The sequence below is a fragment of the Castellaniella caeni NBRC 101664 genome, assembly GCF_001592225.1.
Lineage (GTDB): Bacteria > Pseudomonadota > Gammaproteobacteria > Burkholderiales > Burkholderiaceae_B > Castellaniella > Castellaniella caeni.
Map to the genome: position 1 here is coordinate 51,970 of NZ_BCWN01000009.1, position 12,852 is coordinate 64,821.

Sequence of the window (12,852 nt, forward strand, 5' to 3'; positions counted from 1 at the left end):
GCAAGCGCCTTCAGTGCGAGCGGCCAATGATGTAATCGGCCAGCTCGCGCAGGCGCCCGCCCGAAGGCCCCAGCGGCAGCAGCGCCGCCTGGGCCTGCTCGCGCAGCCCCAGCAGCAGTTCGCGCGACCCTTCGAGGCCGAGAATGGATACGTACGTGGGCTTGCCCTGGGCGGCATCCTTGCCCGCCGTCTTGCCCAGCGTGGCTGAATCGGCCGTGACGTCGAGGATGTCGTCCACGACCTGGAACGCGAGCCCCATGGCCGAGGCGTAGGATTCGAGCCCGGTGCGCACGGTGGAACTGGCCCCGGCCACGACCCCGCCCAGCAGCACGCTGGCTTCGAGCAGGGCGCCGGTTTTCATGCGATGCATCTGCTGCAGGCGCTCGATGGGCAGCGCCTGGCCGACGCTGGCGCAATCGATGGCCTGCCCGCCCACCATGCCGTCGCTGCCCGCGGCGCGCGCCAGCAGCTGCACGGCCTGCACCACCAGCGCGGGGGCGATGGGCATCTGCACCAGGCAGTCGAAGGCCAGCGGCTGCAGGGCGTCGCCCGCCAGCATGGCCAGCGCCTCGTTATCGAACTGCCGGTGCACCGTGGGTCGGCCACGGCGCAAGTCATCGTCGTCCATGCAGGGGAGATCGTCATGGATGAGCGAATAGGCGTGGATGAGCTCGACGGCCGCCGCGGCGCCATCGAGCGCCAGCCCCTGGGCCGCGTTGGCGGCACCGGGCACCTGGCTGGCTTCGCCGGCGGCCTGCACCAGCGCGGCGCGGATGCGCTTGCCCGGCCCCAACACGGCATAGCGCATGGCCTCGTGCAGGCGGGCGGGCCCATCGGCTTCGATGGGCGGCAGCAGCTCGTCCAGCACTTCGGCCGTGTGTTCGACCGTGACCGCCAGCCACTGCTCGAAGTTTCCCTGAACCGGGCTCATGAGGCGTCTCGCGAGGCGGTGTCGTCGTAGGGTTCGAGCAGTTGCCCCTGCAAGACCTGCACCTGCTGCTCAGCGGCTTCCAGGCGCTGCTGACACACGCGCGCCAGCGCCACCCCGCGCTGATAGAGGGCGATGGATTCGTCCAGCCCCAGGCTGCCGTCGCTCATGCGCGCCGCCAGCGCTTCGAGCTCGGCGAGCGCGGTTTCAAAGTCGGCTGGCACTGCGGGTTCCGCAGTCGCGGCCGACGCCTGCGATGAAGTTTGATCCTTGACCATGAAGGGCTTCGTGTTTGCGTTCCAGACTGGATTGTACGAGAACCCCGGCGGGGGGCGAAATCGCTTTCTGGGCAGCGAGGCGGGTGGGGTACAATTTTGGCCCCCGGTAACCAAGCAGCCCGCCTCGAACTCTCTGCGGGGGAACCATGAACCACCCAAGCACCCTTTTCACTGCGGATCTGGCCAGCCAGCTGCCCGTACACCAGTACTTTGACGACGCTGTCCTGGCGGAGGAACGCCGCCGGATCTTCGCTCACAGTACCCGCTACGTCGGCCACGAGCACATGGTGCCCCAGCCCGGCGACTGGCGCACGCTCACCCACGAAAACGGCGGCCGGGTCTTGCTGCGCGACCGCCACGACATCCGCCTGCTGTCCAATGTCTGCCGCCACCGCCAGGCGCTGATGCTGGGCAGCCAGAATGGCCGCGACACGGCCTGCGCCGCGGGCAACCTGTGCCAGACGGGCGGGCGCATCCTGTGCCCGGTGCACCACTGGAGCTACAGCCCCCAGGGCCAGCTGCTGGACGCCCCGCTCTTTCCTGAAAAGCCCGAACTGGCGCTGCAGGAGTTTCCCCTGCAGCACCTTCACGGCCTGCTCTTTGAGGGTGCGCGCGACGTGCGGCAAGACCTGGGCGCGCTCTTTGAGCGGCCCGAATTCGATTTCTCCAACTACCAGCTCGATCACGTCGAAGTGCATCCGTGCCACTACAACTGGAAGACCTTCATCGAGATCTACCTGGAAGACTATCACGTGGGGCCGTTTCACCCGGGCCTGGGGCAGTTCGTCACCTGCGACGACCTGAGCTGGGAGTTCGGCGACTTCCACAGCATGCAGCGCGTGGGCGTGAACCAGGCGCTGGGCCAGCCCGGCACCGACGTCTACCGCCAGTGGCACGACCGCCTGCTGCAATACCGCTCGGGCACGGCCCCCGACTTCGGCGCCATCTGGGTGACGTATTTCCCCACCCACATGATCGAGCTCTACCCGCACGTGCTGGTGCTCTCCACCCTGCACCCGGTCAGCCCGCAAGAAACGGTCAACGTCATCGAGTTCTACTATCCCGAGGAAATCGTCGCCTTCGAGCGCGACTTCATCGAGGCGCACCGGGCGGCCTACCTGGAGACCGCCATCGAAGACGACGAGATCGGCGAGCGCATGGACGCCGGGCGCCGCGCCCTGCTGGCGCGCGGCACCAGCGAATGCGGCCCCTATCAGAGCCCGCTGGAAGACGGCATGGCGCACTTCCACGCCTGGTATCGGCGCATGATGGGCAGCGAGGCCTGATTCTCTGGCCCGGCTCACAGGCCGGGCCCGTGGGCTGGGTCAGGCATTGCCCTTGGCCACGGGGCGGCTGGCGTCGCTGCACCATTCGCTCCATGAGCCGGGATACAGGGCCGAACCGCGCAAACCGGCGAGTTCCATGGCAAACACGTTGTGGCAGGCCGTGATGCCCGAGCCGCACTGGTGCACGATGCCGTGGTCGAGCCGCTCGCCCAACAGCGATTCGAATTCCTGGCGCAGCTGGGCCGACGGCTTGAAGTGGCCATCAGCCAGCACGTTGAGGGCGAAGGGCCGGTTGATGGCCCCGGGAATGTGCCCCGCGACGGGGTCCATGGGCTCAACCGCGCCGCTGAAGCGGTCGGGCCCGCGGGCGTCCACCACGGTGAACCGCGGCTCGTCGAGATTGGCCAGCACGGCGCGCGCATCGACCACCGGCATGGATGGCTTGCCCGACAGCCCCAGGCTTTGCACGGCCTGCGCCTCGCTGACCGAGGCGGTGCGGGTGCCGGTCTCGACCGCCCCGCCGCTGGCCTGCCAGGCCGCCCAGCCGCCGTCCAGCACCGAGACGGCCTCGTGGCCGACCCAGCGCAGCATCCACCACAAGTGGGCGGCGAACATGCTGTTGTCGGCATCGTAGACCACGACCTCGGAACGCGCCGTCAGCCCCTGCGCCCGCAGCAGCGCGACGAACTCGGCGCGGTCGGGCAAGGGGTGGCGGCCGTTGTGCCCCGTGCGGGGCGCGCTGAGCTGCGTCTCGTGATCCAGAAAGAGCGCCCCCGGAATGTGCCCCGCCTCGTAGGCCCGGCGCCCGGCCTGGTGATCGGATAGCTGGTGGCGCACGTCGAAGACCAGGCAGCCCGGTCGGGTCAGGCGCGCGCGCAAGGCCTCGGCTTGAATCAATAAGTCGCTCATGATGAATGGACCTCCTGGGTTGGCTGAGAAAGGGGGGCGTCCTGGGGCGCGCCGACGGCGGGCGCGTCAGCCCCCTGCAAGGCGCGGGACTCGGTATATGTGCGCCAGATGGACAAGAGGCCCGAACCGATGATGAGCGCGATGCCCGCCCACGCCAGCGGCGCCAGGCGGTCGTTCCAGAACACGATACCGATGAAGGCGGCAAAGATGATGGTGGTGTACTGCAGGGCCGCCGTCAACAGGGTTGACCCCAGGCCAAAGGCGCGCGTCATGGTGAGCTGTCCCACCAGCCCGGCCAGGCCCAGGCCGGTCAGGGCCAGCAGGGCCAGGGGGTTGGACGTGTGCCAGCCCTGGATGGCGATGCCGCCGATCCCGGTGAGGCACACCCCGACGGAAAACAGCAGCACCGTGCGCCACTCGGGCTCGCCGATCTGGCCCAGCTGGCGAATCTGCATCATGGCGATGCCCGCCATGCCGCCCGCCCCCAGGCCCAGCAAGGCGGCCAGCCACTGATCGTGCTCGATGCTGGGGCGCAAGATGCCCAGCACCCCGAGAAAGCCCGCCACCACGGCCAGCACGCGCACGGGGTCGCGCTGGGCGCCGCCGAAAAACAGCAGCCAGCCAGCGATGAACAGCGGCGCGGTGTAGTTGAGGCTGGTGGCCGTGGGCAAGGGCAGGTGCGACAGCGCATAAAAGCCCAACCACATGGAAGTGATGCCGCTGACGTTGCGCCAGATATGCAGCCGCCAGCTGGACGGGCGGATGGTACGGCGCGTGGAGCGGGCCCAGAAAAACAGCAGCAGCACCGAGGGCACCCCCCGAAACAGCACGATCTCGGGCAGCGTGGCGCCCAGATCGGCCGCCACTTTGACGAAGGCCCCCATCATGGCGAACATCGCACACGCCAACAACATCCACAAAGACTGCATTGTCCGGCACCACGACAGAGAACCATTCAAGAAGCCGATACTATACACTTTGGGCTCGTCACATCCCCACTCGCGGAGCAGTCTTTCACATGAAACGCATCGTCCTGTTTCTGGCGACCAACCTGGCCGTGATGCTGGTTCTCAGCATCACCATGAACCTATTGGGCGTTGGCCGTTATCTCACCGCCAACGGCATCAACCCCGCCCAATTGCTGATCTTCGCCGCCTTCATCGGTTTTGGCGGCGCGTTCATCTCTTTGCTGATGAGCAAATGGATGGCCAAGACCAGCACCGGCGCCCAGGTGATCGACCCGCAGGCGCCGCGCAACCCGCGCGAAGCCTGGCTGGTGGACACCGTGCATCAGCTGGCCGACCGCGCCGGCATTGGCCGCCCCGAAGTGGCCATCTACGAAGGCGCACCCAACGCCTTTGCCACCGGGGCCTTTCGCAACGACTCGCTGGTGGCGGTGTCCACCGGCCTGCTGTCCTCCATGACCGAAGAAGAAGTCACGGCAGTGCTCGGGCACGAGGTCTCGCACATCGCCAACGGCGACATGGTCACGCTCACCCTCATCCAGGGCGTGGTCAACACCTTCGTGGTCTTTCTCTCGCGCCTGGTGGGCTACTTCATCGACCGCGCCATCCTCAAGAACGAGCGCGGGGTGGGCATGGGCTACTACGCCAGCGTGCTGGTGTGCGAAATCCTCTTCGGCGTCGTGGCCTCCATCATCGTGGCCTGGTTCTCCCGCCTGCGCGAATACCGCGCCGACGCGGGCTCGGCCCATCTGCTGGGCGGACGCGAACCCATGATCCGCGCCCTCGCCCGCCTGGGCGGGGTCGAGGCGGGCGAACTGCCCAAGTCGTTCCAGGCCGCGGGCATCACGGGCGGCGCCCTGGGCGCCCTCTTCGCCTCGCACCCGCCCATCGAACAGCGCATCGAGGCCCTGCGCCGCCTGCAAGCGTAAGGCCGGGGTCAGCCTGCCATGCGCGAATTCCAGGTCATCGTCGCCTTCAGCGGTTTCATCGCCCTGCTGCTGTGGGGCGTGCACATGGTGCAGACCGGCGTGCAGCGCGCCTTCGGCAAGGCGCTGGGGCTCTGGCTGGGCCGCGCCATGGGCTCGCTGCCGCGGGCCTTCGGCACCGGCCTGGTGATCACGGCGGCCATTCAAAGCAGCACGGCCACCGGCCTGATGATCGCCGGCTTCGCCATGGACGGCCTGGTGCCCCTGGTGCCGGGCCTGTCGGCCATGCTGGGGGCCAACGTCGGCACCACGCTCATCGTGCAGGCGCTGTCCTTCAATCCGACGGCGCTCGCCCCCGGCCTGGTGCTAGTGGGGGTCTGGATGTTTCGCCACTATGCGCCCGGCCGCGTGCGCGACCTTGGGCGCGCCTTCATCGGCCTGGGCCTGCTGCTGCTGTCGCTGCACGAACTGGTCACCATCTTCGAGCCGCTGAAAACCGCCCCCATGCTGGGTACGGCGCTCGACGCACTGGGCGACGCGCCCCTGCTGGCCCTGCTCGCCAGCACGGCCCTTACCTGGGCCTCGCATTCCAGCGTGGCGGTCGTCGTGCTCATCATGTCGCTGGCCCACCACGGCCTGGCCAGCCCCGAACTGGCCTACACCCTGGTGCTGGGGGCCAACCTGGGCACAGCCGTCAACCCGGTGCTTGAAAGCGGCCAGGACGACAACCCGGCCTCACGGCGCCTGCCCATGGGCAACCTGGGCACGCGCATCGCCGGCTGCCTGCTGGGCATGGCGCTGCTGCCCTGGGCCCACGACATCATGAACGTCCTGGGCCGCGACCCGGCGCACGGCGTGGCCAACTTTCACCTGGTTTTCAATCTGGTGATCGCCGCCTGCTTCATGCCGATTCTGTCGCCCTACGCCCACCTGCTGCAACGTTTCCTGCCGCAGCGCATCAACCCGGACGACCCGGCACGCCCCCGCTACCTGGATGAATCCGCCCGCGAGGTGCCCGCCGTGGCCCTGGGTCAGGCGGCGCGCGAGGCGCTGCGCCTGACCGACCTGCTGCGCGAATCGCTGCAGCTGACCCAGCGCGCCCTGCTGCAGGGCGACAACAATGCCATCGGACGGGCGCGCTACCTGAACGGGGCCATCGGCCAGCTCGACCAGGCCATCACCGCCTACCTGGCCACCCAGGACCAGGAAAGCCTGAGCCCGGAAGACGAGCAGTACCTGAAAACCATCCTCACCTTTTCCATGAATATCGCCCACGCCGCCAGCGTCTCGGGCATGGGGCTGCTGGGGCACGCCAGCCGCCTGAACAAGAAACACTGGGCGCTCGACGCGGAGCAGCAGGCCGAACTCAAAGAAACGCTCGAACGCCTGCAGCGCAACCTGCGCCAGGCCTCAGCGCTGTTCGTCTCGAGCGACCGCCAGGTGGCGCGCAGCCTGGCCTTCGAAAAAGAGTATTTCCGCGACCTCGAAGCCAAGGCGGCCGACCGCCACCTGCAGCGCATCAAGATCGGCCGCATCGAAGCCGCCGACGTCGGTGCCTTCTATCTCGAGGTGCTGCGCGACGCGGGCGGCGTGAACGCCTATCTGGTCAACGCCTCGGCCTACCCGATCCTGGCCCGCTACGGCGAGCTGCTGCCCAACCGGCTGCGCGAGGCCGACTGAGCCCAGGGCGCCGGTCGGCGGCGCCCCGCCCCCGGCTAGTGCGCCGCTCCCCAGTCGGGGCCCACGCCTACTTCGGCGATCAGCGGCACGGCCAGCTGCGCCACCCCCGCCATCAGCCGGGGAACCTGCGCACGCAGCTGCTCGACCTCGTCGGGCGCCACGTCGAACACCAGCTCGTCGTGCACCTGCATGACCATCAGGCTGCGCAAGCGCTGGCCTGACAGCCAGTCTTGCACGGCCACCATGGCCATCTTGATGAGGTCGGCGGCGGTGCCCTGCATGGGCGCATTGATGGCTGCCCGTTCGGCGGCCGCGGCGCGCGGCCCCTTGGCCCCGGAAAGCTCGGGAAAATACAGGCGGCGGCCAAAGACGGTTTCGACGTAGCCCTGTTCGCGCGCCTGCTTGCGGATGCGATCCATGTAGTCGGCCACGCCCGGATAGCGCATGAAATAGCGGTCGATGTACGACTTGGCCGCCGCCCGGGTGATGCCCAGGTTGGATGCCAGGCCGAACTCGCCCATGCCGTAGATGAGACCGAAATTGATGGCTTTGGCCGCGCGCCGATGTTCGGCATCGACCTGGTCGGGCGCGATGCCAAAGACCTCGGCGGCCGTCGCCCGGTGAATGTCCTGGCCCTCGGCAAAGGCGCGCCGCAGATTGGCGTCTTCGGAGACGTGCGCCATGACCCGTAGTTCGATTTGCGAGTAGTCGGCCGACAGCACGCTGCCCAGGCTGGACACGAAGGCCGCGCGTACCCGCCGCCCTTCGGCGGTGCGCACGGGGATGTTCTGCAGATTAGGGTCGGACGAAGCCAGGCGCCCGGTGATGACGGCGGCCTGCGCGTAGCGGGTGTGCACCCGGCCCGTGCGCGGGTTGATCATGCGCGGCAGCTTGTCGGTGTAGGTGGACTTGAGCTTGGCGATGCCGCGGTAGTCGAGCAGCAGGCGCGGCAGCGGATAGTCGGCGGCCAGGCGCGTGAGCACTTCTTCATCGGTGGAAGGCGCGCCGCTGGCCGTCTTGCGCACCACCGGCAGTTGCATCTGTCCAAACAGGATCTCGCCCAGCTGCTTGGGCGAATTGAGATTGAAGGGCTGGCCGGCCAGCGCATAGGCCTGCGCTTCGAGGTCGATCATCTGCTGGCCCAGCTCGTGGCTTTGCCGCGCCAGCACCTGGGCATCGATGGCCACACCATTGCGCTCGACGCGCGCCAGCACCGCGGACGTCTGGATTTCGAGTTCGTAGGTGCGCTTCAGGCCGGGCTCGGCCAGCACCTTGGGCAAGAGCACCTGATGCAGGCGCAAGGTGAAGTCGGCGTCTTCGGCGGCATAATGCGCAGCGGTGTCGAGATCGACCTCGTCGAAGCCGATCTGCTTGGCGCCCTTGCCGCACAGTTCTTCGTAGGTGGTGCCGGTGACGCCCAGCCACTGGATGCAGAGGTCTTGCAGATTGACGCGCCGGTGCGACTGCAGCACGTAGGCCTGCAGCATGGTGTCGTGCTGCACGCCTCGCAGCGCCAGGCCCTCGTTGGCGAAGACGTGGGTGTCGTACTTGGCGTGGTGCAGCAGCTTGGGTGCCGCCGGGTCTTCGATCCAGGGGCGCAGCTGTTCGAGCACCCAGGCGCGATCCAGCTGCTCGGGCGTGCCCGGCGCCCGGTGCCCCACGGGAACGTAGGCGGCACGCCCCGGTTCGACCGAGACGGAAAAGCCCACCATCCGGGCTTCCATGGGGTCCAGGCTGGTGGTTTCGGTATCCAGGGCCACCAGTTCGGCGGCGCGGATTTTTTCCATCCAGCGCGCAAAACCGGCCTTGTCGAGCACCGCTTCGTATTCGACCGCCGCAGGGGCCTCGGGCACCTGATGACGGGCCGCCGCGGAGCGCGCATCCTGCTCGGGGACGCTGTCGGGATTGCCGGTGAGTTCGCGCAGCCAGGTGCGAAACCCGTAATCGTCGTACAGGCGGTGCAGGGTCTGCGTGTCGGGCGCGTGCAGTTTCAGGGCGCACACCGCATGTTCGGGAGGCAGGTCGCAATCGAGCTTGATCGTGAGCAGCTCGCGGGTGAGCGGAAAATTGGGGATGGCGGCGCGCAGGTTGGCCCCGGCCACGCCCTTGAGCTGCCCGGCCTGCGCGATCAGGGCATCGATGCTGCCGTATTCGTTGAGCCACTTGGCCGCCGTCTTGGGCCCCACCTTGACCACGCCCGGCACATTATCGACCGCATCGCCCATCAGCATCAGGTATTCGACGATGCGCTCGGGCGGCACGCCAAACTTGCGCACCACACCGTCCGGGTCTTGCCGGTCGCCCGTCATGGTGTTGATGAGCTCGACCTGGTCGTTGACCAGCTGGGCGAGATCCTTGTCGCCCGTGGAAATAATGGTATAAAAGCCCTCTTTTGCCGCCTGGCTCGCCAGGGTGCCGATGACGTCGTCCGCCTCGACCCCCGGGGTGCAGATGACCGTCCAGCCCAGCGCGGCCGCCGCCTCGTGTATGGGGGCGATCTGTACGCGCATGTCGTCGGGCATCGAAGGCCGGTTGGCCTTGTACTGCGGGTAGAGCTGCTCGCGAAACGAGCCGCCAGGGGCATCGAAGACGCAGGCACCGTACTGCGCCGCGTCCTTGTAATCGAGCATCAGCCTCCGTAACATGGAGATGACGCCATACAGAGCCCCGGTGGGCTCGCCGCGCGCGTTGCGCAGATCGGGCATCGCATGATAGGCGCGGTACAGATAACTGGACCCATCCACAAGCAACAAGGTTTTTTTCATGACAGACAACAAAACGAAACGGGTCTCGGCAGAACAACAGATTCCCACAATTATTGCAGAGATGCGCGCCGCCGCCGTGGCTTTTCAGAAAATCGGCCTGGGCGTGAGCATCTTCGGCAGTGCCCGCATCCCCCGCGGGCACCCCTTCTACGAACTGGGCCAAGAACTGGGCGGGCGCATCGCGCAGCTGGGCGTGCCCGTCATCGCCGGCGGTGGCCCGGGCCTGATGGAAGCCGCCAACCGCGGCGCCTTCGAGGCGGGCGGGCGCAGCGTCGGGCTCAACATCCGGCTGCCGCGCGAGACCACCAACAACCCCTATCAAACCGACAGCCTGCACTTTGAATACTTCAATTCGCGCAAGGCATCGTTTTTCATGCACAGCCTGGCGTATGTGGTGCTGCCCGGCGGCTTCGGCACGCTCGACGAACTCTTCGAGGCCATCACGCTGGTGCAGACCATGAAGCAGCCCCCCGCCCCCATCATTCTGGTGGGCACCACGTTCTGGTCGGGCCTCATCGACTGGGTGCGCGACCAATTGGTCACGCACGGCACGGTCAGCCCCTTCGACGTCGATCTCATCACCGTCACCGACGACATGGACGAGATCATCCGTCTCATTCAAGAAGCCGTGCAGATCGAGCCCAGCCGCGAACCGGCACTGCCCGAATAAGGCGGTTCTACGGGTAATGCTTGATGCACCGCATCGGCCACCTGAGTTAACATCACGCCTTGTTACCACCGGGAGGCATGCCTTGCAACCCGGTTTCACAGGAGACCACTCGATGAAAACCACCCTGTTGGGCGCCGCTTTGCTGGTTGCAGCCGGGCTCATCCCCGCCGTCAGTTCCGCCGCCGACACACAAGAGCTGAAGATCGCCACCGAAGCCGGCTACCCCCCCTTCGAATACCGCAATCCCAATGGCCAGCTCGAAGGCTTTGACATCGACATCGGCAACGAGCTGTGCAAACGCATGCAGCGCAAGTGCGTCTGGATCGACCAGTCGTTCGACAGCCTCATCCCGGGCCTGCAGGCACGCAAGTTCGACATCGCCAACTCCACCATGACGGCCACCGAAGCGCGCAAGAAGGTCATCGACTTCTCCACGCCCATCTTCATCGTGCCCGTCAAGTTGATGGTCAAGAAAGGCAGCGGCCTCGAACCCACGCCCGAATCCCTCAAGGGCAAGCGCGTCGGCGTGCAGCAAGGCACCACCATGGAAACCTACGCCCGCAAATTCTGGGCGCCGAAAGGGGTCGAGGTCATTTCCTACCCCAGCTACACCAATGCCTACGTGGACGTGACCGCCGGCCGCCTGGACGCCACGTTCCAAGAGGCCCAGAGCGCGGTTGACGGCTTCCTCAACAAGCCCGAAGGCGCCAACTACGAGCTGGCCGCCATGACGCTCAAAGACCCGATCCTCAACGAACCCATCGCCATGGGCATGCGCAAGGGCAACACCAAGCTCGAAACCGAGGTCAACAAGAACCTCAAGGCCATGCTGGCCGACGGCACCATCCAGGGCTTCGCGAAGAAATACTTTGCCAGCGGCCTCATCGAGTTTCCCGCGCAATAAACCGGCAGGCTCCGGCCCGCACCATTCAGTGCCCGCCAGCCCGCCGCCACACGCGGGGGCCGGGTGCGCGGGACACTGACCGCCCGAACGTGCCTTGCCACGCGCCCGTTCGGGCGGTCACCTTTTCTCTATCTGGCATTCCATGTTTCTAAACGGCTATGGCCCCTTGATACTGGCGGGAACCTGGGTCACGATCCAGCTCGCACTGCTGTCCCTGGCGGTTGCCGTGGGGCTCGGCCTGCTGGGCGCCTGGGCCAAGCTGTCCAGCTCGCGGCTGGCGCGGCTGCTGGCCACGATCTACACCACGCTCATCCGCGGGGTGCCCGACCTGGTGCTGATGCTGCTGATTTTCTTCAGCCTGCAAATCTACCTCAATGAATTCACCGACCTGCTGGGCATCGACCCCATCGACATCAACCCCTTCGGAGCCGGCGTGGTCACCCTGGGCTTCATCTACGGCGCCTATTTCGCCGAAACCTTCCGCGGCGCCTTCATGGCCGTGCCGCACGGCCAGATGGAAGCCGCCACGGCCTACGGCATGCGCGAATTTCAGGTGTTCCGCCGCGTACTGTTTCCGCAGATGATGCGCCACGCCCTGCCGGGCATTGGCAACAACTGGCAGGTGCTGCTCAAATCTACCGCCCTGGTGTCGCTCATCGGCCTGGCCGACCTCGTCAAGGTGGCGCAGGACGCGGGCAACGTCACCTTCCGCGTGTTCCTGTTCATCTCGCTCACGGGCCTCATCTACCTGGCCCTCACCACGGTGTCCAACGGCATTCTCTACTGGCTGGACAAGCGCTACAGCGTCGGCGTGCGCGAGGCGGCCCTATGATCGACGTCCTCGAACAATTCTGGCAAGCGTACCTGTACAGCGCCAACGGCAGCCTCTCGGGCATGGCCGTCACCCTGTGGTTGCTGGTGCTGTCCGTCAGCATGGGCTTTTTCCTGTCGATCTTCCTGGCGGTGGCACGGGTGTCCTCGCGGCGCTGGCTGTCAGTGCCGCTCTGGACGTTCGGCTACGTCTTTCGCGGCACGCCGCTGTATGTGCAGATTTTGTTCATCTACGCGGGCATCTACAGCCTGGATTTCGTCAAGCACACGCCCACCCTGGCCACCTTTTTCCAGAACGGCTTCAATTGCCTGGTGCTGGCACTGACGCTCAACACCGTCGCCTACACCACCGAAATCTTCGCCGGTGCCATCCGCGCCACCAGCGCGGGCGAAATCGAGGCCGCCCGCGCCTACGGCATGACGCGCTTCTCACTGTACCGGCGCATCATCCTGCCTTCGGCCTTGCGGCGCGCCCTGCCCGCCTACAGCAACGAGGTCATCCTCATGCTGCACGCCACGTCGCTGGCCTTCACCGCCACGGTTCCTGATATCCTGAAGGTGGCGCGCGACGCCAACTCGGCCACCTACCAGACCTTTGCCTCGTACGGCATCGCCGCCCTGCTCTATCTGTGCCTGTCATTCCTGCTGATCGGGCTGTTCCGCTGGTACGAAAACCGCGTGCTGGCCTATCTGGGCACTCACCGATAACA

12 protein-coding genes are annotated in these 12,852 nt (G+C 66.6%); 7 read left to right on the forward strand and 5 right to left on the reverse strand.

Features of this window, described 5'->3' with window-relative positions; genetic code table 11:
- Positions 1–10: 10 nt before the first annotated feature.
- Together CCA01S_RS07580 and CCA01S_RS07585 are read right to left on the reverse strand one after the other, a co-directional pair.
- The gene (locus CCA01S_RS07580) at positions 11–931 is read right to left on the reverse strand and encodes a polyprenyl synthetase family protein (protein WP_066456402.1); all 921 of its coding nucleotides are present in this window, start codon (positions 929–931) and stop codon (positions 11–13) included.
- On the reverse strand, positions 928–1,206 hold the full coding sequence (locus tag CCA01S_RS07585) for an exodeoxyribonuclease VII small subunit (RefSeq protein WP_066456409.1): 279 nt from the start codon (positions 1,204–1,206) through the stop codon (positions 928–930). The genes CCA01S_RS07580 and CCA01S_RS07585 overlap by 4 nt, the downstream gene beginning before the upstream one ends.
- 146 nt (positions 1,207–1,352) lie before the next feature.
- On the opposite strand from CCA01S_RS07585, the gene CCA01S_RS07590 reads away from it, so the two are divergent.
- Entirely contained in the window at positions 1,353–2,492 is a 1,140-nt protein-coding gene (locus CCA01S_RS07590; protein ID WP_066456411.1) for an aromatic ring-hydroxylating oxygenase subunit alpha, read from the forward strand.
- A 39-nt stretch (positions 2,493–2,531) separates the two neighbouring features.
- On the opposite strand, the gene CCA01S_RS07595 is transcribed toward CCA01S_RS07590, so the two are convergent.
- Positions 2,532–3,401 carry a sulfurtransferase gene (locus CCA01S_RS07595; RefSeq protein WP_066456413.1) on the reverse strand — a complete coding sequence of 290 codons (870 nt, stop codon included), beginning with the start codon at positions 3,399–3,401 and terminating at the stop codon, positions 2,532–2,534.
- On the reverse strand, positions 3,398–4,330 hold the full coding sequence (locus CCA01S_RS07600) for a DMT family transporter (protein ID WP_084386595.1): 933 nt from the start codon (positions 4,328–4,330) through the stop codon (positions 3,398–3,400). The genes CCA01S_RS07595 and CCA01S_RS07600 overlap by 4 nt, the downstream gene beginning before the upstream one ends.
- Positions 4,331–4,419: 89 nt before the next feature.
- On the opposite strand from CCA01S_RS07600, the gene htpX reads away from it, so the two are divergent.
- Together htpX and CCA01S_RS07610 are read left to right on the forward strand one after the other, a co-directional pair.
- Complete coding sequence (htpX, locus tag CCA01S_RS07605; RefSeq protein ID WP_066456416.1) at positions 4,420–5,295, forward strand: protease HtpX; 876 nt, start codon at positions 4,420–4,422, stop codon at positions 5,293–5,295.
- Positions 5,296–5,313: 18 nt separating this feature from the next.
- Positions 5,314–6,972: a Na/Pi cotransporter family protein gene (locus CCA01S_RS07610; RefSeq protein WP_066456419.1), complete on the forward strand. Its 1,659-nt coding sequence runs from the start codon at positions 5,314–5,316 to the stop codon at positions 6,970–6,972.
- Positions 6,973–7,007: 35 nt separating this feature from the next.
- On the opposite strand, the gene polA is transcribed toward CCA01S_RS07610, so the two are convergent.
- Entirely contained in the window at positions 7,008–9,737 is a 2,730-nt protein-coding gene (gene polA, locus CCA01S_RS07615) for a DNA polymerase I (protein ID WP_066456424.1), read from the reverse strand.
- Between polA and CCA01S_RS07620 the strand changes: the two genes are divergently transcribed.
- The 4 genes from CCA01S_RS07620 (at position 9,736) to hisM (ending at position 12,850) form a co-directional block, all read left to right on the forward strand.
- A complete protein-coding gene (locus CCA01S_RS07620; RefSeq protein WP_066456427.1) occupies positions 9,736–10,407 on the forward strand; it encodes an LOG family protein in 672 nt (223 codons plus the stop codon). The genes polA and CCA01S_RS07620 overlap by 2 nt on opposite strands.
- Positions 10,408–10,519: 112 nt before the next feature.
- On the forward strand, positions 10,520–11,311 hold the full coding sequence (locus tag CCA01S_RS07625) for a transporter substrate-binding domain-containing protein (RefSeq protein WP_066456429.1): 792 nt from the start codon (positions 10,520–10,522) through the stop codon (positions 11,309–11,311).
- Positions 11,312–11,453: 142 nt separating this feature from the next.
- Positions 11,454–12,143 (forward strand): ABC transporter permease, encoded by a 690-nt coding sequence (locus tag CCA01S_RS07630; RefSeq protein WP_066456431.1) that lies wholly within the window; start codon positions 11,454–11,456, stop codon positions 12,141–12,143.
- Positions 12,140–12,850: a histidine ABC transporter permease HisM gene (gene hisM, locus CCA01S_RS07635; RefSeq protein WP_066456433.1), complete on the forward strand. Its 711-nt coding sequence runs from the start codon at positions 12,140–12,142 to the stop codon at positions 12,848–12,850. Before CCA01S_RS07630 ends, hisM begins: the two co-directional genes overlap by 4 nt.
- Positions 12,851–12,852: the final 2 nt, after the last annotated feature.

What these genes read in the sequence shown, in the direction of transcription:
- CCA01S_RS07595 (WP_066456413.1), bottom strand. Translation starts at nt 3,401, where the DNA reads ATGAGCGACTTATTGATTCAAGCCGAGGCCTTGCGCGCGCGCCTGACC.
- CCA01S_RS07610 (WP_066456419.1), top strand. Translation starts at nt 5,314, where the DNA reads ATGCGCGAATTCCAGGTCATCGTCGCCTTCAGCGGTTTCATCGCCCTG.
- CCA01S_RS07600 (WP_084386595.1), bottom strand. Translation starts at nt 4,330, where the DNA reads ATGCAGTCTTTGTGGATGTTGTTGGCGTGTGCGATGTTCGCCATGATG.
- CCA01S_RS07630 (WP_066456431.1), top strand. Translation starts at nt 11,454, where the DNA reads ATGTTTCTAAACGGCTATGGCCCCTTGATACTGGCGGGAACCTGGGTC.
- CCA01S_RS07585 (WP_066456409.1), bottom strand. Translation starts at nt 1,206, where the DNA reads ATGGTCAAGGATCAAACTTCATCGCAGGCGTCGGCCGCGACTGCGGAA.
- CCA01S_RS07580 (WP_066456402.1), bottom strand. Translation starts at nt 931, where the DNA reads ATGAGCCCGGTTCAGGGAAACTTCGAGCAGTGGCTGGCGGTCACGGTC.
- polA (WP_066456424.1), bottom strand. Translation starts at nt 9,737, where the DNA reads ATGAAAAAAACCTTGTTGCTTGTGGATGGGTCCAGTTATCTGTACCGC.
- CCA01S_RS07590 (WP_066456411.1), top strand. Translation starts at nt 1,353, where the DNA reads ATGAACCACCCAAGCACCCTTTTCACTGCGGATCTGGCCAGCCAGCTG.
- hisM (WP_066456433.1), top strand. Translation starts at nt 12,140, where the DNA reads ATGATCGACGTCCTCGAACAATTCTGGCAAGCGTACCTGTACAGCGCC.
- htpX (WP_066456416.1), top strand. Translation starts at nt 4,420, where the DNA reads ATGAAACGCATCGTCCTGTTTCTGGCGACCAACCTGGCCGTGATGCTG.
- CCA01S_RS07625 (WP_066456429.1), top strand. Translation starts at nt 10,520, where the DNA reads ATGAAAACCACCCTGTTGGGCGCCGCTTTGCTGGTTGCAGCCGGGCTC.
- CCA01S_RS07620 (WP_066456427.1), top strand. Translation starts at nt 9,736, where the DNA reads ATGACAGACAACAAAACGAAACGGGTCTCGGCAGAACAACAGATTCCC.